A 26,928-nucleotide genomic window follows, 5' to 3' on the forward strand; every position below is an offset into this window, starting at 1 on the left:
CCGTGCGTCGCGTTCACGGTGGTGTTTCGCCGCACTTCCTTGACTTCGCGCCCCCCGCACGGTTTGAAGCGGGCAGACAATATCAGAACGGGCGGACATGGCGCAGACGAAGGACTCGGTAGCAGGCTCGATCAGGGAATGGGTTGTCACTCTCGTCTATGTCGTGGTGATCGCCGTCTTCATCCGCTCATTCCTGTTCGAACCGTTCTTCATTCCCTCGGGCAGCCTGACGCCGACGCTGCTGCCCGGCGATTTCGTACTCGTGACCAAGTGGAACTATGGCTATTCGCGCTGGTCGTTCCCCTTCGGCGAGCCGGATTTCAAGGGGCGGATCTTCGGCTCGCTGCCGAAACAGGGGCAGATCGCGGTGTTCGCGCTGCCGCGCGACCCGTCGATCGACTATATCAAAAGGGTAATCGGCGAACCCGGCGACACGGTCCAGGTGACCGACGGCCAGCTCTACATCAACGGGCGCGAGGTGCCCCGCACCCCGGCCGGCACCTATGTCGAGACGCCACTCGACTCGGGGGAGGGCGTGCCCATCAAGGTGCGCCTCTATCGCGAGCACCTGCCGGACGGCGTGACCCATCTGATCGCCAAGGCGACGAATCGGGGGTTCGCCAATAACACGCCTGTCTATCACGTCCCGCCCGACCACCTGTTCATGATGGGCGACAACCGCGATTTCTCCGAGGACTCGCGCTATCTCGATGCCGTCGGCTACGTGCCGCTGGCGAATTTCGTCGGCCGGGCGCGGATCATCTGGTTCTCCATCCGGCTCGATCATCCGTGGTGGGAATTCTGGTACTGGCCGGTCGATATCCGCTGGGACCGGCTGTTCACGGTCATCCATTGAGCGAGGCGGCGGAAGCGCTGCTCGGGCATCGCTTCGCGCGACCTGACCTGCTCGCCCAGGCCCTGACCCATCGCTCCGCGGTCGGGCAGGGTGGTCTCGGGTCGAACGAACGGCTGGAATTCATCGGCGACCGCGTGCTGGGCCTGCTGATCGCCGAATGGCTGATCGAGCGCTTCCCGCATGAGCGCGAGGGCGGGCTGGGGCCGCGGCTGGCGCATCTCGTCTCCCGCCAGTCGCTGGCGGAAATCGCCGAGCATGGCGGGATTGCCGGGCTGCTGTCGGTCTCGCCGGGGGAGAGCCGGCGCGGGGTGCGCAACCGCGCGACCGTGCTGGCCGATGCGCTGGAAGCGCTGATCGGCGCGCTCTATCTCGATGGCGGGCTGGAGCCGGCGCGGCTGTTCATCCGCCGCATCTTCGCGCCCCGGATCGACGGCCAGCCGAGCGCCCCGCCCAAGGACCCGAAGACCGCGCTACAGGAATATGCGCTGGCGCGCGGGCCGGTTCTGCCGGCCTATGAGCTGGTGGAGCGGACTGGCCCCTCGCACGCGCCGCGCTTTCGCATCCGCGTGACGGTCGCCGGCCGCACCGCCGAGGGACTTGCCGGAACCAAGCGCGAGGCGGAGCAGAACGCCGCGCGCGACCTGCTGGAGCAGCTGCAATGACGACCCGCTGTGGTTATGTCGCCCTTCTCGGACGGCCGAATGCCGGCAAGTCCACCCTGCTGAACCAGGCGATCGGCGCCAAGGTGTCGATCGTCACACCCAAGGCGCAGACGACGCGGTTCCGCATTTCCGGCATCGTCATGCGCGGTGGCGACCAGATCGTGCTGGTCGACACGCCAGGCATCTTCGCGCCGAAGCGGCGGCTCGACCGCGCGATGGTCGCGGCGGCGTGGGAGGGCGTTGCCGGCGCCGATCTCGCCTGCCTGATCGTCGATGCCGCGAAGGCGGACCCGGACGATCTCGCCGAGCCGATCGAGGCGCTCGCCGCGACCGGGCGGCCGCGCTGGCTGATCCTCAACAAGATCGACCTGCTGCCGCGCGACAAGCTGCTGCCGCTGGCCGAAACGCTGGCGCGGCAGGGCGGGTTCGCGGAAGTGTTCATGATCAGCGCGCTGAAGCGCGACGGCGTCGATCGCCTGCTCGACGCGCTGGCCGCGGCGATGCCCGAAGGCCCGCATCTCTACCCCGAGGACGAGCTGACCGACCAGACCGAGCGAATGCTCGCTGCCGAGCTGGTGCGCGAGCAGATCTTTCTCCAGCTGCGCGACGAGGTGCCCTACGGCGCCTCCGTCGAGACCGAGAGTTTCAGCGAGCGGAAGGACGGATCGGTGCGGATCGACGTTACCGTCTATGTCGCGCGTGCCGGCCACAAGAAGATCGTGCTCGGCGAGGGCGGGGCGCGCATCAAGTCGATCGGTTCGCGGGCGCGGCGGGATCTCGAGCGCCAGCTGGAGCGGCGGGTGCACCTGTTTCTCAACGTCAAGGAACGCCCGGGCTGGGACGAGGAGGCCGCGCGGTTGCGCGCCCTCGGCCTCGACGGCTGAACACCGGCGCCGGGTTGGCCCGGCGCCGGTTCAGAACGTCAGGCGGCGAGCCGGCGGCGATGGTGGTCGGCGTTGCCGAACATCGTGTCGATCATGGTCAGCCGCTTGAAATAGTGGCCGGCCTTGTATTCCATCGTCATCGCGATGCCGCCATGCAGCTGGATCGCCTGCTGGCCGACGAAGTGCAGCGCCTTGCCCACCCCGGCCTTGGCCAGCGCCATCGCCTTGCCGCGCGCTTCGGCATCGTCGTCGGCGACCGAGAGGGCGGCGAAGATGGCGAGGCTGCGCGCCTGTTCCAGCGCCACATACATGTCCACCGCGCGGTGCTGCAGCGCCTGGAAGACGGAAATCGCCACCCCGAACTGCTTGCGCTGCTTCATGTAGTCGACGGTCAGGCCGACCAGGGCCTCCATCGCGCCCACCGCCTCGGCGCAGAGGGCGGCGATCGTCTCGTCGCGCGCGCGCTCCAGCACCGCGAGATCGCCGATCTGCCGCGCGGCCGGAACCCGCACGCTGGCGAGCGAGATTTCCGCGCCGCGCAGCAGGTCCTGCATCGGATAGCCGCGGCGGGAGACGCCTTCGGCCTTCGCATCGACCAGGAACAGGCCGATCCCGTCGCGATCGCGCCGGCTGCCGGCAAGGCGGGCGCTGACGATCAGCCAGTCCGCCGTATCGCCGCCGAGGACCACCGACTTCTCGCCTTCGAGGATGAAATGATCGCCGTCGCGCTTCGCGGTGGTGGTCACGTCTTCGAGGTCGTGGCGGGAACTGCGCTCGGTATGGGCGACGGCGACGATCGTCTCGCCGGCGGCAAGTGCGGGAATCACCTCGTCCCTCACGGCCGCGCTTGAGCCGTGGCGCAGGACGGCGCCGGCGAAGACGATCGCGGCGAGATAGGGTTCGAGGGCCAGCGCCTTGCCGATCTCCTCCATGACGATCATGGTCTCGACCGGCCCGCCGCCGAAGCCGCCCTGCGCCTCGTCGAAGGGCAGGGCGAGCAGCCCGGCCTCGGCGTATTCGGCCCAGACCGCGCGGTCGAATCCTTCGGGAAGTTTCGCATAGGCCTTGCGCTTTTCGAAATCGGCATAGCGGCTGGCAAAAAGCTTGCCGACACTGTCGCGCAGCAGGCGCTGTTCTTCGGTAAAATCGAAATCCATTGTCTTGTCCTCAGAACCCCAGGATCGCCTTGGCGATGATGTTGCGCTGGATCTCGTTCGAGCCGCCGTAGATCGAGATCTTCCGCCAGTTGAAGTAGGTGGGCGCCGCCTCGGCCGCGTCGTCCGGCCCGATCGGCATGGCGTTGCCATCGTCATCCGGATCGGTCGAGCCCTGGAACGGCATGGCGAGCGGGCCGACGACATCGAGCAGAAGCTCGGTCGTCGCCTGCTGGATTTCCGAACCCTTGATCTTGAGGATCGAGGATTTCGGATCCGGCCGGCCATGCTTGCCCGATTTGCGCGCCTCGGCGAGCACGCGGAGCTGGGTGATTTCCAGCGCCTTGAGATCGATCTCGACATCCGCGAGCTTCTCGCGGAACCAGGGCGCGTCGATCAGCCTGGCATCGCCGGCGCGCTCGATCGTGGCGAGTTCGCGGATGCGACGCAGGCGCTGCTTCGAGGCGCCGACGCGGGCGATACCGGTGCGCTCGTTGCCGAGCAGGAACTTCGCGTAGTCCCAGCCCTTGTTTTCCTCGCCGACGAGGTTTTCCGCCGGCACCTTCACCTCGTCGAACCAGACCTCGTTGACCTCGTGCCCGCCATCGATCAGCTGGATCGGCCGGACGGTGATGCCGGGCGTCTTCATGTCGACAAGGATGAAGGAAATGCCTTGCTGCTTCTTCTCCGCACCCGGATCGGTGCGGGCGAGGACGAAGATCCAGTCGGCATACTGGGCAAGGGTCGTCCAGGTCTTCTGGCCGTTGATGATGTAGTGATCGCCCTCGCGGCGGGCCGTGGTCTTGAGGCCGGCAAGATCCGATCCCGCCCCCGGCTCGGAGAAGCCCTGGCACCACCAGATATCGAGGTTGGCCGTCGCCGGCAGGAATTTCCGCTTCTGCTCGTCATTGCCGAAGGTCGCGATCACCGGGCCGACCATGGAGACGTTGAACGGCAGCGGGCTGGGCGCGGGGGCCGATTGCAACTCGTCGAGCAGGATGAATTCCTGCACCGGGCTCCAGTCCTGCCCGCCCCAGGCGCGCGGCCAGTGCGGCACTGCCCAGCCTTTCGCGTTCAGCTTGCGCTGCCAGTCGACAATGTCCTGCTTGCCGATCTCGCGTCCCTCGATCAGGCGCTTCTGCACATCCCCGGGCAGGTTGTCGCGGATGAAGGCGCGCACCTCGTCGCGGAACGCGATTTCCTCGGGCGAAAAGCTGAGTTCCATGGCGCTCTCCTCAGTTGTTCTCGAAACGGCCGGCGCTGTCCTTGCGGGTGCCGGTGGGGGTGTCCATCCGCCCGCGCGGGGCGACGGCGATGGTGGGCGGGATCATGGTGCCGCAGCACCTGAAGCTCTGGCGGAAGCGTGCCGTTCGCGTTCCTCCGCCGCGAGTTCCTTGCGCGAGAACTTGCCGACCGATGTCTTCGGCAGGGCCTCGCGGAATTCGACGGCGGCGGGGAGTTCGTGCTTGCCGAGCTTGTCGGCGAGGAAGTCGCGCAGCGACTCGATCGTGAATTCCGCCGCACCCGGCTTCAGCGTTATGAAGGCCTTGGCCGACTGGCCGCGATAGTCGTCCGGCACGCCGACGACGATGACCTCGGCGACGTCGGGGTGTTCGTAGATCGCGCTCTCGATCACGGTCGGGTAGACGTTGAAGCCGCCCGAGAGGATCATGTCCTTCTTGCGATCGACGAGGAAGACCATGCCGTCCTCGTCGATATAGCCGACATCGCCGGTCAGGAAATGGCCGTCGACGAAACTGCGGGCGGTTTCCTCGGGGTTCTGCCAGTAGCCGATGAAGGTGTTGGGCGAGCGGATGCGGATTTCGCCGGTTTCGCCATAGGGCAGCACGCGGGACGGATCGTCGAGGGCGACGACGTCGAGCTTGATGCCGGGCAGTGGCATGCCGGCGGAGCCGAACTTGAACAGCCCGTCGAGCAGGTTGCCGGTGCCGGCCGAGGCGGTTTCGGTCATGCCCCAGCCGCCGCCGAGGCGCATGCCGGTCAGCCGCTCGAAACGTTGCCCGATTTCCACCGGCAGCGGCGCGCCGCCCGAGCCGACGAGGCGAAGCGACGACAGGTCCCGCCGGTCGAGATCCGGCACGTTGGCGAGCGCGATCCACATCGTCGGCACACCGGGAAAATAGCTCGCCTTCTTCACCTCGATGTCGCGCAGCGTGGTCTCGGCATCGAATTTCAGCCGCAGCAGCAGCGTCGATCCGCGCGAGAGCTGCAACAGGCAGAGCACGACCAGCGCGTAGATGTGGAACAGCGGCAGCACGCAGATCGCGCGGAATTTCTGCCCCGGCGGGAAGCGGTTCTGGCCGTCGAAGAAGGTGGCGTAGATCGCGACCGCCGCCCGCAGCGTCGCGTGCGTGTGCATCGCCCCCTTGGGCAGGCCGGTGGTGCCGCCGGTATATTGCAGCAGCGCCAGATCGTCCGGCGCGATGGCGGGCGGCTCGAACGCGAATGCCCGTCCCCGCGCGCGCAGGGCATCGAGCGTCATCACCCGCGGATCGCCCGTCGGGATCGGCGGGTGCGCCATGCCGGGGATCTCGCCGAACGCCGCGTCGTCGGCGACGATGATGCGCTCCACATGCCCGGCATCGAGCAGTTTCAGCGCCATGCCGAGCATCGCGCCGAGATTGGTCGTCACCAGCGTGCGTGCGCCGGAATCGTGCAGCTTGTGAGCAAGCTCGCGCTCCGCATCCAGCGGCGAGAGATGCGCGACGACGAGCCCCGCCGTCAGCGCGCCGTAGAAGCAGAACGGGTGCGCCGGCACGTTCGGCAGATAAAGCGCGATGCGCTCGCCCTTCGCATGGCCGAGCGATGCGAGCCCTGCGGCAACCTCGCCGATGGCTTCGCCGAGCTCGGCGAAGCCGGTTTCACGGTCGCGATATTCCAGCGCGGGCAGCGCCGCGTTTTCGGCAACGCTGCGCGCGATCATGGCCGGGATCGTCTCGGCCGGGATGTCGATGTCCCAGCCCAGACCGGGCGGATAATTCCGCTCCCACGGGAACGGCCGGGTGCTCATGAAGCGGCTTTCGCATCCTGGGCGAAAGCCGCGAACCCTTGGCCGGCATCCGCGAGGCGGCGCAGCAGGGCGCAGGGGGCGAGCGTTTCGTCGCCCACCGCCGTTGCGTAATGCTCCAGCCGGGCGGCGATCTCCTTCAGCCCGACCAGGTCGGCGTGGAAGCACGGCCCGCCGCGCCAGACCGGCCAGCCATAGCCATAGACCCAGACGACATCGACATCCGAGGGGCGGATGGCGATGCCTTCCTCGAGGATGCGGGCCGCCTCGTTGATCATCGGGTAGGTCATGCGCTCGAGGATTTCCTGGTCGGAAATCGCGCGCCGGGTGACGCCGAGCGCTGCCGCCTTTTCACTGATCAGCGCCTCGACCTCGGGGTCGGGCGTCGGCACCCGGCTGCCGTTTTCATAGACGTAGTAGCCGCGGCCGGTCTTCTGGCCGAAGCGGCCCATCTCGCACAGCGCGTCGGACACCGGTGCTGTGGCGCCGCGATGCTTGCGGATCCGCCAGCCGACATCGAGCCCCGCAAGGTCGCCCATGGCGAACGGGCCCATCGGGAAGCCGAACGCCTTGACCACGGCATCGACCTGCTGCGGCAGCGCGCCTTCCAGCATCAGCCGCTCGCACTCGATGGTGCGGCGCGCCAGCATGCGGTTGCCGACGAACCCGTCGCAATTACCGACCACGACCGGCACCTTGCCCAGCGTCTTGCCCACCGCGATGGCGGTGGCGATCGACTGCGCGGAACTTTCCTTGCCGCGCACGATCTCCAGCAGCTTCATCACGTTGGCCGGCGAGAAGAAATGCATGCCGAGAACGTCGCCCGGCCGCTTCGTCGCGGCGGCGATGGCGTCGACATCCAGCGTCGAGGTGTTGGTCGCGAGCAGCGCGCCGGGGCGAGCGATGCCGTCGAGCCGCGCGAAGACCTCCTTCTTGAGCCCGAGTTCCTCGAACACCGCCTCGATGACGATGTCAGCCTCGGCGATCACGCCCCAGTCGGTGCTGCCGGAGAACAGGGCCATGCGCTTCTCGGTCGTTCCCGCCGGCAGCGCGCCACGCTGGACCGAGACGTCGTAGGTGCCGCGCACGCGGTCGAGCCCGCGGGCCAGCGCCGCCTCGTCGGTTTCGACGATGGTGACCGGGATGCCCGCATTGGCGAAATTCATCGCGATACCGCCGCCCATCGTGCCGCCGCCGATGACGACGGCGCGGCCGATTTTCGCCCCTTTCACCTCGGGGCCGATGCCGGGGATCTTCTGCGCCTCGCGCTCCGCGAAGAACACATGCCGCTGGGCACGCGACTGGTCGCCGACGACGAGGCGCATGAACGCCTGCTGCTCGGCCCTGGCACCTTCGTCGAAAGGCAGGGTGAAGGAATTGCGCACGGCCTCGACGCAGGCGGCCGGCGCCTCGACGCCCTTGAGCCGCTTCGTCGCCTCGGCGGCGGCGGCCTCGAACGCGCTCGGATCGGCCTTGGCGGCGGCAATTTTGTCGCTCCGGTCGCGCACGCGGACCAGCTTCGCGGGATCGACCGTGTGGGCGAAGTCGATCGCGCCCTGCACCGGGTCGGACACGATCGCGTCGATCAGCCCGTCCGCCAGCGCAGCCTTCGCGCCGATCATCTTCCCGGAGACGATGGCGGCCACCGCCTTTTCCGGCCCGATCAGCCGCGGCAGGCGCTGCGTGCCGCCGGCGCCCGGCAGCAGGCCGAGCTTGACTTCCGGCAGTCCCATCCGGGCCGACTCGACGGCGACGCGATAATGGCAGCCGAGTGCCAGTTCCAGCCCGCCGCCGAGCGTGGTGCCGAACAGCGCGGCGATGACGGGCTTGCGGCAGTTGTCGAACCGCTCGATCACCTCGTGCAGGCCCGGCGCGCGCGGCGGCTTGCCGAATTCGGTGATGTCGGCGCCGGCCGAGAAGGTGCGTCCCTTGCAGGCGAGCACGATGGCGCGGACCGAGGCATCCGCCTCCGCCGCCGCGAGTTGCTCGACCAGCCCGGCCCGCACGGCATGGCCGAGTGCGTTCACCGGGGGGTTGTCGATCGAGATCACGGCGACGCCGTTGGCGATTTCGAGCCCGACTTTCTGCTCGCTCATGTTTCCTCCGCTTGGATGGCCGCAGCCTGCACCATTGGTTAAGCGTTTATCGCTTGCGGTCGGGGGCGATGCAAGACCCCCGGCCCGCCTTCGCGGTGTCAGAGGCCGGGGCCGACCATTTCGCGCGCGAACCAGGCGATCGCCGGCAGCGGGTTGGCGGCGACCGCGGCCGGATCGCGCGGGGCGAGGGCGGCGAGGTCCGGCAGGCCTGGCGGCGGCGGCACCGTCGCGTTCACCGGCCAGAAGGCTGAATCCATGTCGTCGGACGCGAGCGCCGCGCGCTGGCCGGCGGGCGAGCAGGCAAAGGCGATGAACGCCGACGCCGCCCGCCGCAAGGCCGGCGTCATGTGCCGCGGCATCACGATCAGGCTCGGCATCAGCACGGCTGGAGCCGGCACGACGGCTTCGAGCGAGGGATCGATTCGGGAAGCGACGTGGAAGGCCACGGCGGAGCGGACGAGGGCGAGCTGGATGGCCCCGCTGCGCAGGGCGGCGACGGTGTCCGCCGTGGTGGCGTAGATATGCAGCCCGGCGCCGCCGAGCGCGGTGACGAAGCGGCGCCCGTCCGGCCAGCCCTCGGTGGCCAGCAGGCTCGCGAGGCCGCCCCAGGCTGCGTCGTCCGTCGTCGGGTCGGCCATGCCCGTGAGTCCGCGGCGGGCCGGCGCGAGCAGGCCGTGCCAGTGCAGCGGCGGCGTGAACGGCGCCGATTTCGACATCAGCACCACGCCGCCGAGTTCGAGTCCGGTCGGGATTGCGCTGCCATCCGCCGGAATGAGGGCGGCGGCGCGGGGCGAGAGGCCGGCCGGCACCGGCAGATGGCGCGCCAGCAGCCCCCGCGCGTCGAGGGCCACGGCGTTCGGCGTGCCGGCGAACCAGGCGAGCGCCCATCGCGGGTGCGCGCCCTCGCGCTCGATCCGGTCGGCGAGGCCGGTCGGCGGCGGGCGGCGCACGCGCACGGCGATCCCGGTCTTCGCGGTGAAGGCGCGGGCGACGGCGGGCGCATAATCAAGCCGCGAATACAGCGTGAGCGATGCGGCGTGCGCGGCGAAGGGCATGCCGAACAGGCAGGCGAGAACAAGCGAAGCGAGACGGCGCATCAGAGACTCCCGGCAACCCGTTCGACGACGCCGGACCAGTCGGAGGGGTGCTCCTGGCGGAACAGGCGCAGCGACGGGTACCAGGGCGTGTCCTCGCGGTCCAGCAGCCAGCGCCAGTCGGGCGCATAGGGCAGGATGATCGAGGTCGGCACGCCCGAGGCGCCGGCCAGATGAGCGACGGAGGTGTCGATCGTCACCAGCCGGTCGAGGCATTGCAGGATCGCCAGCGTATCGGTGAAATCGAAGATCGACGGCCCGAGATTGACCAGCGGCGCCGGGCCGAAATACCCGCCCACCTCGTCGATCCGGTCGCCTTTCTGCACGGTGACGATCGCGATGTCCGGCCGCGCGAACAGCGGCGCGAAACGCTCCAGCCGCACCGTGCGCTTGCGGTCGTTCTTGTGGGTCGGCCGCCCGGCCCAGACCAGGCCGATGCGCTTCAGCCCCGGCGGCACCAGCGCGGCGAGGCGCTGGCGCCACGCCTCCACCTTGCGTGGATCGGCCCGCAGATAGGGGATGTCCGCCGGAATCGTCGCGATCGTCGTGCCGGCGAGGCGCGGCAGCCCGGAGAGCGGCATGAAGGCGTCATACTCGCCGGCGGCGGCCCAGCTGTTCGCGAACCGGCCCACCTCAGGGAACTGCCGCAGCAGCGGCATGAGATCACCGCCACAGGCGATCACCGGCTTCGGCGCGCGCGCCGCGACCCAGGGGATATAGCGGCCGAACTGGATGCAGTCCCCGAAGCCCTGGTCGGCGACCAGCAGCAGCCGCCCCTCCGGCATCGGGCTGCCGTCCCATTGCGGCTTGTCGGTCTTCGGCAGCATGCCGTCGGCCTGCTTCAGCTTGAAGCGCCATTCGTAGCTCTCCCAGCCTTCCGTCAGCCTTCCGCCGATCAGCAGCAGCTCGGCGCGCTCGAAATGCGCCTCGGCGAAATCAGGTGAAAGCGCGATGGCGCGGTCGGCCGCCTCGATGCCCGCGTCCAGCTCGTGGCGCTCGTAGCGGATCAGGGCGAGATTGAAATGCGCGGCGCGCTCCTCCGGCGCGAGTTCGACGGCGCGCAACGCCATCGCCAGCGCGTCGTCGAGCCGCCCGGCGCCGCGATAGATCTCGCAGGCGTTGCGCGGATAGATCGCGACCTCCGGCGCCAGGACGAGGGATTTCTCGATCCGCTCGATCGCGCGCGGGATGTTGCCGCGCCGGTAGGCGACGATCCCCGAGAGATGCAGGATGTGCGGATGCCCGGGCGAGGCGGCGACCGCGCGCTCGGCGAGCGATTCGGCGTCCTCCAGCCTGCCGTCCCGTTCGAGCGCGGTGATCTCGGCCAGCACCTCGCCGACCGTGATCTTCGCCGTCGGTTGCGGCGCGGCGCTCATGCCGCGCCCTCCGGCGTGGCGGCATAGCCGAGGCGCTCGATCCAGGGGGCGAGAACCGGCATCGCCTCGCCGAAGACGTCGCCGAAGCGGCGGTGGCGGAACACACCCCGGCGATGCGGCGGCTCCAGCTCGGCGCGATAGGCCGGAACGCGCGGGACGGCGCGCGGCGGGGCGGCGATCATCGCGGCGGGGTCGGCGGCCAGGCCGATGAAGTCGAGCACGCGGCGCAGCGTCGCCTCCGTGTCGGTGACGAGATCCTCGTAGCGGACGGGCAGGTAGCGCATGGTGGTCTGTCCGCGGACATGGGCGATGGCGTTCATCTGCGCGTCGTAGAGCCGGGCGAGGCTGGCCAGCGTCACGCCGGCATTGCCCTCGTAAAGCCGGTCCTGCGCGAAGCCGGACAGTACCACGTCGAGGGGGTGGCGCAGCACATGGATCACCGGCGCCCCCGGGAACAGCGTGTTGGCGAGGCCGAGCAGCCAGGGCAGTTCGGGATGGCGGTCGGTCACGAACCGCGCCTGCGGCCCGACAATGCCGGCGGCGCGGATCAGGGCGACATAGCGGCTGGCGAGAATGGCCGGAATGTCCTGCGCCTCGCCGGCCACCGTGCCCTCGAGGGCGGCCGGAAAGTCGAGCGTCGGCCCGCCAAACCCCTCGACCAGCCTGGGCAGCAGCCGCCCGAGGCCGGGCAGTGGCGCGCGGTTGTCCGCGGGGTCGATCTCCGCCGCCTGGGCCAGCAGGTGTTCCAGCAGGGACGATCCGGAGCGCGGCGTGCCGAGCAGAAAGACCGGCACCGGCGCGTTCGCCACTGGCGCCGGCCGCGGCAGCCCTGCCAGACGGTCGGCCCTGAACGTTTCGCGGATGCCGGCGAGCCGGGCCTCGATCGGCGCGGGATCGAACCGGCGGCGGGCGCGTTCGCGCTGGAAGTCGCGGCCGGCAAGATAGGCGGCCCAGGCCTCGTCGTGGCGGCCGAGGCGTTCCAGCGCGCGGCCGCGCATCGCCAGTTCGGTGGTGAGCAGCGGTTGCGGCGCGATTGCCGCCTCGGTGGCGGCGATGCGGTCGAGCGCGGCCTCGGCATCGCCCGCACGCAGCCGGGACAGCGCGATCAGGGCCGCGACCATGCGGTCGCCCGGGGCGGCGGCGGACGTCCCGGCTTCGGCCAGCAGCGCTTCCGCCGCGTCGAAACGGCCGCGCCCGGCCTCGACCTGCGCCAGCCCGGCCAGAGCGCGCACCGGCCGGGCAGGGCCGGACAACGCCTGCCCGTAGACCGCCGCCGCCTCGTCGAGCCGGCCCTGCTGGCGCAGATTCCAGGCGAGATTGCCAAGCAGCGTCGGGTTCGGCGCCTCGATCAGCGCCTCGGCCATGCGGTAATGCCGCTCGCCGGAGGTCGGGCGGCCGGTTTCGGTCTGGATCATGCCGAGCAGGTGATGCACCGACGGGTCGCGCGGGGCGAGCAGCAGTGCGCGTCGCGCCGGCGCCTCGGCCTCGGCGTGGCGGCCCTGCCCGATCAGGAGCTGGGCGTGCTGGACGTGCGCCGCCGGCGTCTCCGGCGGCAGCGCGGCGATGCGCGCAACGAGGGCGATGGCCGCCGGAATCCGCCGCTCGGCGTGGCGAATCTCGTAGAGCAGGCGCAGCGCCTCGCGATGCAGCGGGGCGAGATCGAGCACCTGCAGCAGCAGGCGTTCGGCCTCGCGGTTGCGCCCGGCGGTCCGCGCCGCGCGCGCCTGCTCCACTTGCGGCGCGACCAGTGCGTGATGGGCGGGGTCCGGCGGTCCGCCGCCATCGAGCGCGCAGCACCGCCGCGCCCGCAGCCCGGACCCGCAGGCACACGGAGCGGGATCGGGGCGGGGAGCCGGAGAGGGCGATGCGGCGCTCATGGGCGGATCATGCAGGGTTTGCGGTCCCGCGCAAGGGCCGGGCCGCCTCGGCCGGACACCCTCAATTGCAAATAAATCTCAAGTAAAACAAGGACCTTGACCTTGTCCGGCGGTGCCGCCATGTCTTGCGCATGCGCAACTTTTCAGAACTGTCCGACCGCGAAATCCTGGCCCTGGCGATCGGCGCCGAGGAAGAGGACGGCCGGATCTACGCCGACATCGCCGAATCGCTGCGGACCGATTATCCGGCCTCGGCGAAGGTGTTTTCGGAGATGGCGGCGGAGGAGAGCGAACACCGCCGCTCGCTGATCGACCTCTACCAGCAGAAATTCGGCGACCATATCCCGCTGATCCGCCGGCAGGACGTGCGCGGCTTCCTTGCCCGCAAGCCGGTCTGGCAGCTGCCGACGCCCTCGATCAACGATGTGCGCAAGCTCGCCGAGAGCATGGAGGCGGAAACCCAGAATTTCTATCGCCTCGCCGCCAGCCGTACGAGCGACACCGCAACGCGCAAGCTGCTCGGCGACCTCGCCGAGGCGGAGGCCGATCACGAGCGCCTCGCCGACCGTCTCGCGCGCGAGAACCTGACCGAGGAAGTCCGCTCCGCCGAGGACGATACGGCGCGGCGCAACTTCGTGCTGCGCTACGTCCAGCCCGGTCTCGCCGGGCTGATGGACGGGTCGGTCTCCACCCTGGCGCCGGTCTTCGCCGCCGCCTTCGCCTCCGGCAGTCCTTGGCAGGCCTTCATCGTCGGCATCGCCGCCTCGCTCGGCGCCGGCATCTCCATGGGTTTCGCCGAGGCGCTCTCGGACGATGGCAGCCTCACCGGCCGCGGCTCGCCACTGATGCGCGGCGCGATCACCGGCGCGATGACGACGCTGGGCGGCCTCGGCCACACACTGCCCTTCCTCATCCCGAATTTCTGGACCGCGATGGTGCTGGCCTTCGCCGTCGTCGTCGTCGAACTCGCGGCGATTTCGTGGATTCGCACCAAATACATGGACACGCCGCCGCTGCAGGCGGCGCTTCAGGTCGCACTCGGCGGGGCCATCGTCTTCGCCGTGGGCGTTGCGATCGGCAGTAGTTGACGTTTAGGGAAACCCTCGGCACAGTCGGGGGATGAGCGCCGCACAGGATCTTCGAAACAGGCTGGCGATTCCGGTGATCGGGTCGCCGCTTTTCATCATCTCCAACCCGAAACTGGTCATCGCCCAGTGCATCGCCGGCATCGTCGGCTCGTTTCCGGCGCTGAACGCCCGGCCGGCCTCCCAACTCGACGAATGGCTGGCGGAAATCACCGAAACCCTGGCGGCGTGGGACCGCGATCATCCGGACCGCAAGGCCGCCCCCTTCGCGGTCAACCAGATCGTGCACCGCTCCAACGCGCGGCTCGAACAGGATCTCGAACTCTGCGTGAAATACCGCGCCCCGCTGGTCATCACCTCGCTCGGCGCGCGGCCGGAGGTGAACCAGGCGGTGCATGGCTATGGCGGCATCGTGCTGCACGACATCATCAACGACCGCTTCGCCCGCAAGGCGGTCGAGAAAGGGGCGGACGGGCTGATCGCCGTGGCCGCCGGCGCCGGCGGCCATGCCGGCACGCTCTCGCCCTTCGCGCTGGTGCAGGAAATCCGCACCTGGTTCCAGGGGCCGCTCGCTCTGTCCGGCGCGATCGCGACTGGCCGCGCCGTGCTCGCCGCCGAGGCGATGGGGGCCGATTTCGCCTATATCGGCTCGGCCTTCATCGCCACCGAGGAGGCCAACGCGGCCAGTGCCTACAAGCAGGCGATCGTCGCCAGCGGCGCGGAAGACATCGTCTACACCAATCTCTTCACCGGCGTGCATGGCAACTACCTGCGCCCGAGCATCGTCGCCGCCGGCCTCGATCCCGACAACCTGCCGCAGAGCGATGCCTCGGCGATGAATTTCCACGAGGGCGCGAAGGCCAAGGCGTGGAAGGACATCTGGGGCTCGGGGCAGGGGATCGGCGCGGTCGATGCCGTGGTGCCGGCAGGCGAGCGGGTCGCGCGGCTGATCGCCGAATACCGCGCGGCGCGCGCCGCCCTGTGCGGCTGAGCGCGGCTCAGGCGAACGGGTAGGGGCCGCCGCGCTCCAGCGCCCGCTGCCACGCCGGCCGCGCGTGGATCGCCGCGAGGAAGGCGTTGAGCCGCGGGTAATTGCCGCGCAGCAGCCCCCTTGTGTTCGCCGCCTCGATCGGGAAGCTCATCATGATGTCGGCGCCGGTCAGCGCATCGCCGGCGAACCAGGCGGAGTTGGCCAGCGCGTCTTCCCAGAACCGGATATTGGCGCCGAGATTGGGGTCGAGAAACGCATCGCCCACCTTGTTGCCGATGGCGCGCATCAGCGGCTTGAGCACGAAGGGCGCCTGCTTGGGCATTTCGTCGAACACCAGCTTCATCACCAGGAACGGCATCGCCGACCCCTCGGCGTGGTGCAGCCAGTAGGTGTAGCGGCGCCGCTCGTCGGTCCCTTCGGGCGGGATCAGCCGCCCCTTGCCGTAGGTGCCGATGAGATATTCGACGATCGCGCCGGTCTCGGCGACGGTGATCCCGCCATCGGTGATGACGGGGGATTTGCCGAGCGGATGCACCGCGCGCAGCGACGGCGGGGCAAGCCTCGTCTTCCGGTCGCGGTCATAGCGCTGCACCTCGTATTCGAGGCCGAGTTCCTCGAGCAGCCAGAGCACGCGCTGCGAGCGCGACGCTTCGAGATGATGAACGACGATCATGGGGTCGCGGTCTCCGGCAGGGTCATCCAGGATGGAATGTCGGGCGTCAGCGCGATGCCGTCGAGACTCAGCCTGGCATCCAGCGCATCGAGCCGCAGCAGCGCGAGGCCGCGCCGGCCGAGGCTCGTCCGCAGCGTGCCCACTTCGCGCTCACCGGCGGTGATCGCCCCGGCGGCGGGCAGGTCCGCTTCGGCATCGACCGGGACGAGCCGGCGCTTCACCAGCCCCCGGTAGCGGGTGCGGGCGGTGAGTTCCTGCCCCATGTAGCAGCCCTTGTCCCAGTCGATCCCGTGCAGATCGCCGAAGCCGGCTTCCATCAGCAGGGTCTTTTCCGGTTCGAGATCGTCATGGTCGGGCAGGCCGAGCGCCAGCCGGTGCGCGCGATAGGCGGTTTCATCCGCCGCTCCGGCCAGCGGCGCCGGCGCGAGGAGCCTGTGGCCGGCTGCGGGCAGGCGCGGGTCGGCGGCGACGATCGCGCCGGGGGCGGACGGCGCGCCGCCCCATGCGGCATGCACCGCGAATTCGTCCGACCGGTCGCGCAGCGCCACCTGGCTGCGCAGCCGGAAGCGCGACAGCCGGCGGATCAGGTCCGGAACCGCCACGCCCGGCGCATCCAGCAGGAGCGACTCGCCGTCGGTGAGAATGAAGAACTCGGCCAGGTAGCGCCCCTGCGGCGTCAGCAGCGCGGACCAGACGGCCCGGCCCGGTTCCGCCTTCGTCACGTCGTTCGACACGAGGCCCTGGAGGAAGGCGACGCGGTCGGGCCCCTCGATCCCGATCACGCCGCGCGCGGGAAGATATGCGATCGTCGTCATGACCGGCATGTGGCCCCTTGGCCGTGCGGCGGCAAGCCGTGCTACAGCCACCGCAGCATGAGAATCCTGTTCATAGCCTCGTCCCGCATCGGCGACGCGGTGATTTCCTCCGGCGCGATGGAGCGCATCCGGCACGATCATCCGGGCGCGCGGCTGACGGTGGCCTGCGGCGCCGCTTCCGCCGGCGTGTTCGCGCGCCTGCCGGGGCTGGAACGGCTGATCATCTTCGAGAAGCAGCGTCAGGATCGCCACTGGCTCTCGCTCTGGAGCCGGCTGGTGCGCGATCGCTGGGAGGTGGTGGTGGATTTTCGCGGCTCGGCGCTGGCCTACACGCTGCGCGCCGGGCGGCGGATCGTGGTGCGCGGCGGCCGGCGGCCGGGCCGGCGCTACCGGCAGATCGGCGCCTCCTGCGGGTTTGATCCGGCGCCGCTGCCGGTGGTCTGGACCGCGCCTCAGGACCGCGCCATCGCGGCCGGCCTGCTGCCCGAGGGCGCGCCGGTGCTCGGCCTCGGCCCGACCGCGAATTGGGACGGCAAGATCTGGCCGGCCGGGCGCTTCGTCGCCCTGGCCCGCGCGCTGGACTATCGGCGAATCGCCGTCTTCGGCGGCCCGGGCGAGGCCGAGGCGGCGCGCGCCGCCCCGGTGCTCGCGGCGCTGCCCGGCGCGATCGACCTCGTCGGCCGCGTTTCGGTGGTGGAGGCCGCCGCCTGCCTCGCCCGCTGCGCCCTGTTCGTCGGCAACGATTCCGGGCTGATGCACCTTGCCGCTGCCGCCGGCACGCCGACGCTCGGCCTGTTCGGCCGCTCCCGCGCCTCGGAATACGCGCCCGCGGGCCGCTGCGCCGGCTTCGTCGCGGCGCCGGGCCTGGAGGGCGAGGCGCCGATGGAGGGATTGAGCGTGGAATCGGTGATCGCGGCGGCGCGCGAACTCGCCGCGCGGGTGGGGACGGCATGAGGGTCGCCCAGCTGATGGCCGGTGCCGCGAACGGCGGCGCCGAACTCTTCTTCGAGCGGATGACGCTGGCGCTGCACGAGGCCGGCGAGGCGGTGCTGCCGGTGATCCGCCCCGATCCGGCGCGGATGAACCTGTTGCGCGCGGCGGGGCTCGACCCGGTTGGCCTGCGTTATGGCGGGCCGCTCGATTGTCTCACCCGCCCGCGCGCGGGGGCGGCGCTGCGCGGCTTCGGCGCCGAGGTGGCGATGGCCTGGATGAGCCGCGCCGCCTTTCACGCGCCGCGCGGCGACTGGGCGCTGGTCGGCCGGCTCGGCGGCTATTATCCGCTGAAATATTTCCGCCGCTGCGATCATCTGGTCGGCAACACGCGCGATATCGTGCGCTGGATTGGCGAGCAGGGCTGGCCGCGCGAGCGCATCGCCTATCTTCCCAATTTCGTGGCCGATTTCGCCGCCGAGGCGCCGGCCGCGCGCGAGGGGCTCGGCGTGCCGGCGGCGGCACCGCTGGTTCTCGCCCTCGGCCGGCTGCACGAGGTCAAGGGATTCGACGATCTGATCCGCGCGATCGAACCGGTTGCCGGCGCGCATCTGGTGATCGCCGGGGAGGGGCCGGAACGCGCCGCGCTGGAGGCGCTGGTCGCCGCGCGCGGGCTTGGCGGGCGGGTCCATCTCGCCGGCTGGCGGCGAGATGTCGGCGCGCTGCTGCGCACGGCCGACCTGTTCGTCTCGTCCTCGCGCCATGAACCGCTGGGCAACATGGTGCTGGAGGCGTTCTCCGCAGCGACCCCGGTGGTGGCGGTCGCCGCCGAGGGGCCGCGCGAAATCATCCGCGACGGGGTGGACGGTGCGCTGGTGCCGCTCGGCGACACGCAATCTCTCTCCGCCGCGATCGCGGCCCTGCTCGCCGATCCGGCCCGCCGCGCCGATCTCGCCGCCGCCGGACGGGCGCGGTTCGAGGCGGAGTTCGCCGCCCCGGTCGTGATGGCAACCTGGCGCGACTACCTCGCCGGGGTGCGGCGCTGATGTGCGGCATCGCCGGACTCGCGCTGAAGCCGGGGGCGCGGATCGCGCCGGAAACCCTCGCGGCGCTCGCCCGCGCGCTGGCCCATCGCGGGCCGGATGGTGCGGGCACCCATGTCAGCGAGCGCGCGGCGCTGGTGCATACCCGCCTCGCCATTGTCGATCTCGCGACCGGCGACCAGCCGCTGTTCGGTGCCGGTGCCGCGCTGATCGGCAATGGCGAGATCTACAACAACCGCGAATTGCGCGCCGCCCTGCCGCTTGTGCCCTTCCGCACCGGCAGCGATTGCGAGCCGCCGCTGCATCTTGCCCGCGCCGAGGCGGATTTCGTGCCTCTGCTGCGCGGGATGTATGCGCTCGCGATCGATGATTCCGAGCGCGGCGTGGTGACGCTGGCGCGCGATCCGTTCGGAATCAAGCCGCTCTACCGCTGCGCCGCCGACCAGGGCACCGCCTTCGCCTCCGAGCCGCAGGCGCTGCTCGCCGCCGGGCTCGCGAGGCGGCGGATCGACACGGCGCGCCTCGTCGAGCTGCTGCAACTGCAATTCACCGCCGGCACCGCAACCGTCTTCACCGGGATCGAGCGGGTGCCGCCCGGCGCGCTGCTCACCCTGCGCGATGGCGCCGAGGCGGCACTGCTCGACCATCCGCCGATCGAGCCGGGCGAGGCGCCGCGCGATGAGGATGCGGCCCTCGTCGCGCTCGATGCCGTGCTGGCGCAATCGGTCGAGCTCCACCAGCGCAGCGATGTGCCGTATGGCATGTTCCTCTCGGGCGGGATCGACAGCGCCGCGATCCTCGCCCTGATGGCGCGGCTGAACGAGACGCCGGTGCTCGCCTTCACCGCCGGGTTCGACCGCGCCACGGTGGCCGACGAGCGCGACGATGCCGAGGCGACCGCCCGCGCCGTCGGCGCCCGGCACGAGCGGATCGAGATCACCGAGGCGATGACCTGGCGGTACCTGCCCGCCATCGTCGCCGCGATGGACGACCCGGCCGCCGATTATGCGATCATCCCCACATGGTTCCTCGCCCGCCACGCGCGCGGGAGCGTCAAGGTCGTGCTGTCCGGCGAGGGCGGGGACGAGATGTTCGCCGGCTACGGCCGCTATCGCGCGGCGGCGCGGCCCTGGCCCTTCGCCCGGCCGATGCGCGCCCGCGGCGCGTTCGACGGGCTCGACCTGCTGCGCGATCGCGGCGAAGGCTGGCGCGCCGGCCTCCTGCGGGCGCGGCAGGCGGCAGGCGGCAGCGGCCTCGCCCGCGCGCAGCGCGAGGATGTGGCGACCTGGCTGCCCGACGATCTGCTGCTCAAGCTCGATCGCTGCCTCATGGCGCATGGCGTCGAGGGCCGCACGCCCTTCCTCGACCGCGAGGTGGCGCGCTTCGCCTTCGCCCTGCCGGACCGGCTGCGGGCGCGCCGGGGGCTTGGCAAATATCTGCTGCGCAAATGGCTGGAGGCGAACCTGCCGGCGGCGCGTCCCTTCGCCCGCAAGCAGGGGTTCGACGTGCCGGTCGCCGCCTGGATCGCCGGGCAGGGCCAGCGCCTCGGCGAGCTAGTGTCGCGCGCGCCGGTCATCGCCGAGGTGGCAGATCCGGCGCGGGTGCGCGACCTGTTCGGCCGCGCGACCGACCGCCGGGCCGGCGTGGCATGCTGGCGGCTGCTGTTCCTCGCCCTGTGGCATCATCGCCACGGGCTGGGCGGCGCCGTCGATGGCGATGTGTTCGAAATACTGGGAGAACGGGCATGACCGAGCGCTACGACCTGATCATCGAGAACGGCACGCTGATCCTGCCCTGGGGCGAGGCGACCGGGCGGATCGGCGTGCGGGACGGCCGAATCACCACCCTCGCTGCCACAGGGGATGCGGCCGAGACGATCGACGCCCGCGGCCTGCACGTCCTGCCCGGGCTGATCGACCCGCATGTGCATTTCCGCGATTCCGGCAGCGGCGAGCTGCCGGCGGTCGAGACGATGGAAACCGGCACGCGCGGCGCCGTGCTCGGCGGCATCACCGCGATCTTCGACATGCCGAACACCGGCACGCCGGCCACCGGACAGGCGGCGCTGGCGGCGAAGCGGGAGTCGCTCGCCGGCCGGGCCTGGTGCGATGTCGGCCTCTATGTCGGCGCGACGAAGGACAATATCGGCGAACTCGCCGCCCTTGAGGCCGAATCCGGCGTCTGCGCGATCAAGGTTTTCGCCGGTTCCTCCACCGGCAACCTGCTGGTCGAGGACGATGCCTCGATCGAGCGCGTGATGCGCGCCGGAAGGCGGCGGATCGCCTTCCATTCCGAGGACGAATACCGCCTGCAGGCGCGGCGCGGCGAATTTTCCACCGGCATGGCCTATGCGAACCACGCGATCTGGCGCGATCCGGAATGCGCGGCGCTGGGCACGCGGCGGATCATGGCGCTCGCCCGCCGCACCGGCCGCCCGGCGCATATCCTGCACGTCTCGACCGAGGAGGAATTCGCCTATCTGCGCGATTTCCGCGATGTCGCCAGCGTCGAGGTGCTGGTCAACCACCTGACCCAGATGGCGCCCGACGCCTATGACCGGCTTGGCGCCTATGCGGTGATGAACCCGCCGATCCGCGATCGGCGCCATGTCGAGGCGGCATGGCGCGCGGTGGCGGACGGGCTGGTGGACACGATCGGCTCCGACCACGCGCCGCATCCCCGCGCCGCGAAGGAGCGCCCCTGGCCCGAAACCGCGGCCGGGCTGACCGGCGTGCAGACGCTGGTCCCGGTGATGCTCGACCAGGTGGCGAAGGGGCGGCTGAAGCTGACCCGGCTGGTCGATCTCATGGCGGCCGGGCCGGCGCGGATCTACGGCGCGGTCGGCAAGGGGCGGATCGCCGCCGGCTATGACGCCGATTTCACCCTGGTCGACCTGCGCCGCCAGCAGCGCATCGAGGCGGGCTGGCTCGCCAGCCCCTGCGGTTGGTCGCCGTTCGAGGGCGAGCGCGTCACCGGGTGGCCGGTGATGACGATCATCCGCGGCCAGGTCGCGATGCGCGACGGCGCGGTGCAGGGCTCGCCCGCCGGCCGTTCGGTTACCTTCCGCTCGTAGCCGCGCCGTCGACGCTGCCGGCGTGGCGGATTTCGAACAGGGCGCAGTAGGCCGAGCGATCGACCAGCCTGAGCCGCCCCGGCATGAAGCCGCCGAGATGCCGCGCCGCGCCGGACGATGACCGGATATTGCGCGGAGTCGCCGAACAGCAGTGGCCTGTAGGCGCGGTGAGAGTCGAGTCTCGGCATCGCGGCCAGCACGCGGCTGCCGGGGGCCACCGGCGCGATGCAGTCCTGCTGTTGCCTGGCCGGCCGGTTCGGCCGTGCCGATCCAGCCTATTGTCCGGGAGACTTGGTTCCTTTGCGAGGGCGCGCCGGCGGCGGATCGTGCCCTGGAGCATCAGGCGAGCCATTTGCAACCGGAACGCCGAAGCTCGATGATCTGGACCGATCAGACATTGCGGACGTCATTCGCGCCAGCAGGGCTCAATTCAGCCGGCTTCCACGCTCGCCGAAACAGCGACCCGTTCAGGATACGCCGTGAAAATGAGAGCCGGGAGGGAAGGGGAAAATTTTTGGAAATCAATGGTCGGAGCGGCGGGATTCGAACCCACGACCCCCAGTCCCCCAGACTGATGCGCTACCAGGCTGCGCTACGCTCCGACCCCGGCGTCTTAGCAAGTGACGCGGGGCGAGGCAATCGACCCGCATCACTTATCGAGGCTGGCACGCAGGTCTTCCAGTTCGGCAAGCACGCTCGCCATTGCCGCGCGCAGGAGCGCAGTCGCGGCGCGGGCCCGTTCGAGTGGCGCCGAGTCGGCGTCCGGCATGGCAGCGGGCGCGTGGCCAGGGTTGGAAGTCGCCGGTGCGGGATCGATCGGCAGTTCCGGCAGCCGGTCGGGCCGCGGGGCCGGCGGGGCCGGAATGTCGGCCCGCGCCCGCTCGGCGGCCGAGGCGGCGCGCTCCTCCTCCGAGGCTGGCGGAATTTCATCATGCAGCAGCCCGCCGCTTTCGCGAAGCAGGCGCTGAACGCCCTTGATCGTGTAGCCCTGGATGTAGAGCAGGTCGGCTATGCGCTGCAGCAGCAGGACATCGTCGGGCCGGTAATAGCGCCGTCCGCCGCCCCGCTTGAGCGGCTTGATGCGGGGGAACTTGGTTTCCCAGAACCGCAGCACATGTTGCGGCACATGCAGTTCGTCCGCCACCTCGCTGATCGTGCGGTAGGCTTCGGCGGATTTGCGGACCCGGTTGCGGCCGTGCTCGTCCGGCGTGGATTCGTGGCGATGCGGCTCGTCGGTCAAGACTGGCCTGCCGCCGACGGAACCTGGCCGGTATCGACGGCGTCGCGGAGGATCTGGCTCGGCCGGAACACCAGCACGCGGCGCGGCAGGATTGGCACTTCACGTCCCGTCTTGGGGTTGCGCCCGATCCGGCGGCCTTTCTGGCGGACAGAAAACGTCCCGAACCCGCTGATCTTGATGGATTCGCCTTCGGCCAGCGCCTGCTTCATGCGGTCGAGCACAGCCTCGAGGAGTGCCGCGGATTCATTGCGCGACAGCCCAACCGCCGCGTAAATCGACTCAGCCAGACCTGCGCGTGTCAACGTGCTCATTTTTCAAGATTAGCAAGAAAGCCTGTCGGGTCAACACGGAACAGGCTGCGGGCAGCGGCCGGAGCCATGCGCGCCGGCGGTTCAGAAGCGGATCAGCGCCGAACCCCAGGTCAGCCCGCCGCCAAGCGCCTCGATCAGCACGAGATGGCCGCGACGGATGCGCCCGTCGCGCACCGCCTCGTCCAGCGCGAGCGGGATCGACGCGGCGGAGGTATTGGCGTGCCGGTCAACCGTGACCACGACCTGCTCCGGCGCGAGGCCGAGCCGCTTGCCCATCGCGTCGATGATTCGCCGGTTGGCCTGGTGCGGCACCAGCCAGTCGATATCCGCCTGGGTCAGATCGTTGGCCGCCAGCGCCTCGTCGACCGCGCCGGCGAGCTTGCTGACGGCGTGGCGGAACACCTCGCGCCCGTTCATCACGAGGTGCTGCGGCCGGTCGTCCTGGCCGGTCGCCCCGTCGATGAAGAGGATGTCGCCGTAGCGCCCGTCGGAATGGATATGGGTGGAGATCACGCCACGATCGTCCTCGCCGGTGCCGGCGCGCAGCAGCACGGCGCCGGCGCCGTCGCCGAACAGCACGCAGGTGCCCCGGTCCTCCCAGTTGAGGATGCGCGAATAGACTTCGGTGCCGATCACCAGCGCGCTGCGGCATTGCCCGGCGCGGATCATCGCATCGGCCACCGAAACGCCGTAGACGAAGCCCGAGCAGGCCGCCGAGAGATCGAAGGCGAAGCCGCGCGTCATGCCGATGGCGGCCTGGATGCTCACCGCGGTGGCCGGAAAGCCCTGGTCCGGCGTGGACGTCGCGACGATGACGGCATCGACCGAATCCGCCGAAGCGCCGGCGGCGGCAAGTGCTCGCCGCGCCGCCTCGGCGCCCATGAAGGTCGCGGTTTCATGCGCGGCGGCGATGTGCCGCTGGCCGATCCCGGTGCGCTCGCGGATCCACGCGTCGGACGTGTCGATCCGCGTCGCGAGCTCGTGATTGGTGACGATGCGTTCCGGCAGGTAGCTGCCGACCCCTTCGAGAACGGTGCGTTGCATGTCGGTCAGCCGGTTGTCACGGAGGTGGCGGAAGCGGGCGGTGTGGCGCGGAACGCGTCGCTGGCGAGGCGTTCGCGGTCGGCGTGGCGGCCGAGATCGTCGCGGATGCGGTCGTTGAAGCGGTTGACGATCATGTCCATCGCCACATCGACCGCATGGGCGAACCCCTCGGCGTCGGCGCCGCCATGCGACTTGACGACGACACCGTTGAGTCCCAGCAGCACGGCGCCGTTGTAGCGCCGCGGGTCGAGCCATTCGCGCAGCCGGGTCAGGCCCGGCCGGGCGAGGAGATAGGCGAGGCGGGAGGCAATGTTCGCCGAGAAGACCCGGCGCAGCAGGTCGCCGACCAGGCGCAGCGCGCCCTCGCCGGTCTTCAGCGCGACATTGCCGGTGAACCCGTCGGTGACGACGACGTCGACCGTCCCGCCGGCGATGTCATGCCCTTCGATGAAGCCGCGGAACTGCGGCCCGATCGGGCTTTCGCGCAACGCCTCGGCGGCGCGCCGCAGGGTTTCGTCGCCCTTCATTTCCTCGGAGCCGACATTGAGCAGGCCGATCGTCGGGTGCGGCAGGCCGAGCACCGTCCGGGCGAACAGCTCGCCCATCACGGCGAATTCGACGAGGTTGCGCGCGTCGCAGACCACATTGGCGCCGAGATCGAGCATCACGACGTCGCCGCGGGCCGAAGGGCCGATCGCCGCCATGGCCGGGCGGTCGATCCCGCTCATCGTCTTGAGGACGATCTTGGCCAGGGCCAGCATCGCGCCGGTATTGCCCGCGGAAATCACGCCCGCGGCCTCGCCGTTCGCCACCGCGTCGATCGCCCGGCGCAGCGAGGCGTCGCGCAGGCGCAGTGCCGCGGTCGGCTTCAGTTCGTTCGGGATGATCTCGGTGGTCGGCCGGATCGAGACCCGGTTGCGCAGCCGCTTGCTGAGCCGCACCAGTTCATCGATCTGCACCGCATCGCCGAACACCTCGAATCGCGCATTGGGATGGCGCTCGGCCGCGATGTCGAGCCCGGCGATGACCATGCCGGGGGCGCTGTCGCCCCCCATGGCATCCACCGCGAGGATAGGCATCCCCGGCGCCGGCGTTGCGGTCCGATCGGATGCGGTCGCCGTTTCCGGCGTCGGGGGCGGGCTTGGCATGGCGGAAGGGGAGGCGGCTGCGGCTGTTGATCCGGTTGTCATCGGCGGCCTGAAGGCACGTACGGCGCCGACGCGGACACGACCGGATCAGACCCTGACCGTGCCCTTGAGATCCTTGCCGGCCGCGACGACTTCGCGCCCGTCGTAATGGCCGCAATGGCCGCACACATGATGCGGGCGCTTCAGCTCGCCGCAATTGCTGCACTCGGCATGAGCCTGCTGGCCCAGCGCATGATGGCTGCGGCGCATGCCTTGGCGGGAGGGGGAGGTCTTGCGCTTGGGTACGGCCATGGTCGACTCTCGGTTCTCTTGTGTTACGTCGCGACGGGTCGCGGCGCGCCAGCGGGTGACGCCCCGCTGACCGGGGGGATTGGAAAGCGGCCCTCTAGCAGAGCGCCGGGCCCACGGCAAGTTTGTCCGGCGCGGGACTGCCACATGCCGGTTGCTCAGTCGGGCCGGCGCAGCCGGGCGAGCGCGGCAAAGGGATGCGCCTCATCCTTGGCGCCGGTCCCGGAGGCCGCGGGCGGCTCGGCGCCCGGCCGGCGCGGATACGGATCGAGGGCCAGCGCCAGCTGTTCGACGAGCAGCGCGCCGAGATCGAACACCGTGCCGTCGGCGACGATGTCGTCCGGCGCATCGGGATCGAGGGAGCCGGCATCGTCCGGCTCGCCGCCAGCGAGCAGCCGGAAGCTGGTGCGCTCGGCGATGGTCTGTTCCACCGGCTCGAGCGAGACGACGCAGCTCTGGATGACGTGGGCGGCAAGCTCCAGCCTGGCCTCGGCCTGGTCCGGCCCGATGCGGCTGATGTGGAACCTGCCGGACAGCGCCTCGACCGCCGGAATGCCGAATTGCCGGGCGATCGCGGCGCGGGCCTCGGCGTCGGCATCGATCGTCACTTCCTGCGCCGCATCCCCGAGGCGGGCGAGATCGAAGTGCCGCGACAGCGGAAACGGAGGGGCGTCAGTCATCATGAAATACTGGCGCATCTTGCACGACGATGGAAGCTCGCCCATAGAACCGGGACCAGCCGCAACCCGAGGATCCAGCCGCGTGCGCAGATTGGCGACCAAGCTCCGCCCATTGTTTCCCCTCCTGCTGCTGCCGGCGCTGGCCGGCTGCGCCCTGTTCACGGCCCAGCCACGCTATCGCGGCACCGCGGTAACCGAGGCGCAGCTCAAGCAGCTCACCCCCGGCGTCTCGACCGAGGCGGACGCGACCGCGCTGCTCGGCTCGCCGACGCTGCGCGAAACGTTCCACGATCACGACTGGCTCTATGTGAGCCAGGTGACGAAGCCGCGCATCGGCCAGACCCTTGGCGTCGAGAAGCAGCAGGTCGTCGTGCTCGATTTCACCGGCAACGGCGTGCTGAAATCGATCCGCCGGGTCGGCGGGAAGCAGGCGGTTCATGTGGCGATGGCCGGCGGCAGGACGCATGCGCCGGGCGGCCATGCAAGTTTCCTGCAGCAGCTCGTCGGTGGCGTCGGGCACTATAATCCGGGCCTCGGCGCCGGATCGGCCGGCGGCCTCGGCGGAGGGAGCGGTTTCTGA

25 protein-coding genes and 1 tRNA gene are annotated in these 26,928 nt (G+C 70.3%); 10 read left to right on the top strand and 16 right to left on the bottom strand.

Going from position 1 to position 26,928, the window contains the following annotated elements; translation table 11 throughout:
* Window positions 1-97 precede the first annotated feature (97 nt).
* Genes lepB through era form a run of 3 tightly spaced genes read left to right on the top strand, consistent with a single transcriptional unit; the run spans window position 98 to window position 2,402 of the window.
* Window positions 98-856: a signal peptidase I gene (gene lepB / locus ACRY_RS03695; RefSeq protein ID WP_011941383.1), complete on the top strand. Its 759-nt coding sequence runs from the start codon at window positions 98-100 to the stop codon at window positions 854-856.
* The gene (rnc, locus tag ACRY_RS03700; protein ID WP_007422139.1) at window positions 853-1,518 is read left to right on the top strand and encodes a ribonuclease III; all 666 of its coding nucleotides are present in this window, start codon (window positions 853-855) and stop codon (window positions 1,516-1,518) included. Before lepB ends, rnc begins: the two co-directional genes overlap by 4 nt.
* Window positions 1,515-2,402 (top strand): GTPase Era, encoded by an 888-nt coding sequence (era, locus tag ACRY_RS03705; RefSeq protein WP_011941384.1) that lies wholly within the window; start codon window positions 1,515-1,517, stop codon window positions 2,400-2,402. The genes rnc and era overlap by 4 nt, the downstream gene beginning before the upstream one ends.
* A 38-nt stretch (window positions 2,403-2,440) precedes the next feature.
* Here era and ACRY_RS03710 read toward each other — a convergent pair whose 3' ends face one another.
* The 7 genes from ACRY_RS03710 to ACRY_RS03740 all read right to left on the bottom strand — a co-directional run bounded on the left by ACRY_RS03710 (window position 2,441) and on the right by ACRY_RS03740 (window position 13,027).
* Window positions 2,441-3,559, bottom strand: a complete 1,119-nt coding sequence (locus ACRY_RS03710) for an acyl-CoA dehydrogenase family protein (RefSeq protein ID WP_011941385.1) — start codon at window positions 3,557-3,559, stop codon at window positions 2,441-2,443.
* Between the two features lie 10 nt (window positions 3,560-3,569).
* On the bottom strand, window positions 3,570-4,781 hold the full coding sequence (gene pimC / locus ACRY_RS03715; RefSeq protein WP_011941386.1) for a pimeloyl-CoA dehydrogenase large subunit: 1,212 nt from the start codon (window positions 4,779-4,781) through the stop codon (window positions 3,570-3,572).
* A gap of 102 nt (window positions 4,782-4,883) precedes the next feature.
* A complete protein-coding gene (pimA, locus tag ACRY_RS03720) occupies window positions 4,884-6,587 on the bottom strand; it encodes a dicarboxylate--CoA ligase PimA (RefSeq protein WP_011941387.1) in 1,704 nt (567 codons plus the stop codon).
* Window positions 6,584-8,680 carry a 3-hydroxyacyl-CoA dehydrogenase NAD-binding domain-containing protein gene (locus tag ACRY_RS03725; protein WP_011941388.1) on the bottom strand — a complete coding sequence of 699 codons (2,097 nt, stop codon included), beginning with the start codon at window positions 8,678-8,680 and terminating at the stop codon, window positions 6,584-6,586. Before ACRY_RS03725 ends, pimA begins: the two co-directional genes overlap by 4 nt.
* 98 nt (window positions 8,681-8,778) lie before the next feature.
* A complete protein-coding gene (locus tag ACRY_RS03730; RefSeq protein WP_011941389.1) occupies window positions 8,779-9,777 on the bottom strand; it encodes an ABC transporter substrate-binding protein in 999 nt (332 codons plus the stop codon).
* Entirely contained in the window at window positions 9,777-11,150 is a 1,374-nt protein-coding gene (locus ACRY_RS03735; RefSeq protein ID WP_011941390.1) for a tetratricopeptide repeat protein, read from the bottom strand. Before ACRY_RS03735 ends, ACRY_RS03730 begins: the two co-directional genes overlap by 1 nt.
* Window positions 11,147-13,027: a tetratricopeptide repeat-containing sulfotransferase family protein gene (locus ACRY_RS03740; protein ID WP_011941391.1), complete on the bottom strand. Its 1,881-nt coding sequence runs from the start codon at window positions 13,025-13,027 to the stop codon at window positions 11,147-11,149. The genes ACRY_RS03735 and ACRY_RS03740 overlap by 4 nt, the downstream gene beginning before the upstream one ends.
* 131 nt (window positions 13,028-13,158) lie before the next feature.
* On the opposite strand from ACRY_RS03740, the gene mbfA reads away from it, so the two are divergent.
* Together mbfA and ACRY_RS03750 are read left to right on the top strand one after the other, a co-directional pair.
* Window positions 13,159-14,115: an iron exporter MbfA gene (gene mbfA, locus ACRY_RS03745; protein ID WP_011941392.1), complete on the top strand. Its 957-nt coding sequence runs from the start codon at window positions 13,159-13,161 to the stop codon at window positions 14,113-14,115.
* Between the two features lie 31 nt (window positions 14,116-14,146).
* On the top strand, window positions 14,147-15,103 hold the full coding sequence (locus ACRY_RS03750) for an NAD(P)H-dependent flavin oxidoreductase (protein ID WP_011941393.1): 957 nt from the start codon (window positions 14,147-14,149) through the stop codon (window positions 15,101-15,103).
* 7 nt (window positions 15,104-15,110) lie between these two features.
* On the opposite strand, the gene ACRY_RS03755 is transcribed toward ACRY_RS03750, so the two are convergent.
* Together ACRY_RS03755 and ACRY_RS03760 are read right to left on the bottom strand one after the other, a co-directional pair.
* Window positions 15,111-15,776 (bottom strand): glutathione S-transferase, encoded by a 666-nt coding sequence (locus tag ACRY_RS03755; protein WP_007423669.1) that lies wholly within the window; start codon window positions 15,774-15,776, stop codon window positions 15,111-15,113.
* Window positions 15,773-16,600 (bottom strand): YgfZ/GcvT domain-containing protein, encoded by an 828-nt coding sequence (locus ACRY_RS03760; RefSeq protein ID WP_011941394.1) that lies wholly within the window; start codon window positions 16,598-16,600, stop codon window positions 15,773-15,775. Before ACRY_RS03760 ends, ACRY_RS03755 begins: the two co-directional genes overlap by 4 nt.
* Window positions 16,601-16,648: 48 nt before the next feature.
* Between ACRY_RS03760 and ACRY_RS03765 the strand changes: the two genes are divergently transcribed.
* The 4 genes from ACRY_RS03765 to ACRY_RS03780 are packed head-to-tail and all read left to right on the top strand — an operon-like array spanning window position 16,649 to window position 21,637.
* Window positions 16,649-17,545: a glycosyltransferase family 9 protein gene (locus ACRY_RS03765; RefSeq protein ID WP_011941395.1), complete on the top strand. Its 897-nt coding sequence runs from the start codon at window positions 16,649-16,651 to the stop codon at window positions 17,543-17,545.
* On the top strand, window positions 17,542-18,567 hold the full coding sequence (locus ACRY_RS03770; RefSeq protein ID WP_011941396.1) for a glycosyltransferase: 1,026 nt from the start codon (window positions 17,542-17,544) through the stop codon (window positions 18,565-18,567). Before ACRY_RS03765 ends, ACRY_RS03770 begins: the two co-directional genes overlap by 4 nt.
* Window positions 18,567-20,312 carry an asparagine synthase (glutamine-hydrolyzing) gene (gene asnB, locus ACRY_RS03775; RefSeq protein WP_011941397.1) on the top strand — a complete coding sequence of 582 codons (1,746 nt, stop codon included), beginning with the start codon at window positions 18,567-18,569 and terminating at the stop codon, window positions 20,310-20,312. Before ACRY_RS03770 ends, asnB begins: the two co-directional genes overlap by 1 nt.
* The gene (locus tag ACRY_RS03780; protein WP_011941398.1) at window positions 20,309-21,637 is read left to right on the top strand and encodes a dihydroorotase; all 1,329 of its coding nucleotides are present in this window, start codon (window positions 20,309-20,311) and stop codon (window positions 21,635-21,637) included. Before asnB ends, ACRY_RS03780 begins: the two co-directional genes overlap by 4 nt.
* Before the next feature lie 525 nt (window positions 21,638-22,162).
* Here the strand turns inward: ACRY_RS03780 and ACRY_RS03785 are convergent.
* The 7 genes from ACRY_RS03785 to ACRY_RS03815 form a co-directional block, all read right to left on the bottom strand.
* A tRNA-Pro gene (locus ACRY_RS03785) sits at window positions 22,163-22,239 on the bottom strand.
* A 47-nt stretch (window positions 22,240-22,286) separates the two neighbouring features.
* Window positions 22,287-22,877, bottom strand: coding sequence for a MerR family transcriptional regulator (locus ACRY_RS03790; RefSeq protein ID WP_011941399.1), 591 nt, complete (start codon window positions 22,875-22,877; stop codon window positions 22,287-22,289).
* The gene (locus ACRY_RS03795) at window positions 22,874-23,188 is read right to left on the bottom strand and encodes an integration host factor subunit alpha (RefSeq protein WP_007421756.1); all 315 of its coding nucleotides are present in this window, start codon (window positions 23,186-23,188) and stop codon (window positions 22,874-22,876) included. Before ACRY_RS03795 ends, ACRY_RS03790 begins: the two co-directional genes overlap by 4 nt.
* Window positions 23,189-23,269: 81 nt before the next feature.
* Window positions 23,270-24,232, bottom strand: a complete 963-nt coding sequence (locus ACRY_RS03800; protein ID WP_011941400.1) for a beta-ketoacyl-ACP synthase III — start codon at window positions 24,230-24,232, stop codon at window positions 23,270-23,272.
* Window positions 24,233-24,237: 5 nt separating this feature from the next.
* Window positions 24,238-25,311 carry a phosphate acyltransferase PlsX gene (plsX, locus tag ACRY_RS03805; protein ID WP_013639289.1) on the bottom strand — a complete coding sequence of 358 codons (1,074 nt, stop codon included), beginning with the start codon at window positions 25,309-25,311 and terminating at the stop codon, window positions 24,238-24,240.
* Window positions 25,312-25,467: 156 nt separating this feature from the next.
* Window positions 25,468-25,671: a 50S ribosomal protein L32 gene (gene rpmF, locus ACRY_RS03810; RefSeq protein WP_011941402.1), complete on the bottom strand. Its 204-nt coding sequence runs from the start codon at window positions 25,669-25,671 to the stop codon at window positions 25,468-25,470.
* Window positions 25,672-25,826: 155 nt separating this feature from the next.
* Window positions 25,827-26,348, bottom strand: a complete 522-nt coding sequence (locus tag ACRY_RS03815) for a DUF177 domain-containing protein (protein ID WP_013639290.1) — start codon at window positions 26,346-26,348, stop codon at window positions 25,827-25,829.
* Window positions 26,349-26,430: 82 nt separating this feature from the next.
* On the opposite strand from ACRY_RS03815, the gene ACRY_RS03820 reads away from it, so the two are divergent.
* Window positions 26,431-26,928 (top strand): outer membrane protein assembly factor BamE, encoded by a 498-nt coding sequence (locus tag ACRY_RS03820; RefSeq protein ID WP_007421753.1) that lies wholly within the window; start codon window positions 26,431-26,433, stop codon window positions 26,926-26,928.

Source organism: Acidiphilium cryptum JF-5 (assembly GCF_000016725.1).
Taxonomy (GTDB): Bacteria; Pseudomonadota; Alphaproteobacteria; order Acetobacterales; family Acetobacteraceae; genus Acidiphilium; species Acidiphilium multivorum.